Origin of the sequence: Paenarthrobacter aurescens (assembly GCF_025421775.1) — a bacterium.
GTDB classification, from domain to species: domain Bacteria; phylum Actinomycetota; class Actinomycetes; order Actinomycetales; family Micrococcaceae; genus Arthrobacter; species Arthrobacter aurescens_B.
In genome coordinates this window covers 1-307 of the sequence record NZ_JAOEFX010000099.1, presented here as the reverse complement: position 1 = coordinate 307, position 307 = coordinate 1, and the positions used below count along the sequence as shown (strand labels likewise).

Sequence of the window (307 nt, the reverse complement as noted above, 5' to 3'; positions counted from 1 at the left end):
GGTGTAATTATTTCCGGTATCATTCAAATTTTTGTAACGGACGAAATGATGGCAAAAGCTATCCCTAAAAATAAATTTGGCGCAATTGTTCTAGAAAGTGTAATTTGAGCTTTATTTCCAGCTTGTGAATGTTGAATTGTCCCTATTACAAGGCGTTTAATGGCAAAAGGCGTTCCCTTATATGCTGCTATTCCGTTCATGTTAACAGGGCCTATTATTAATCCTGTTGTCCTATTCGCGACATTTGTGGCTTTCGGTAATGATTGGAAAATCATGATTGAACGTGGTGTTGTTGCCTTTCTTGTAT

At 37.1% G+C, this 307-nt stretch carries 1 protein-coding gene; it reads left to right on the top strand.

The window, feature by feature from the left end; translation table 11 throughout:
• Positions 1–135: 135 nt before the first annotated feature.
• Positions 136–307: permease (locus tag N7568_RS26350; protein WP_368736530.1), on the top strand; the 172-nt coding region annotated here is incomplete at its 3' end.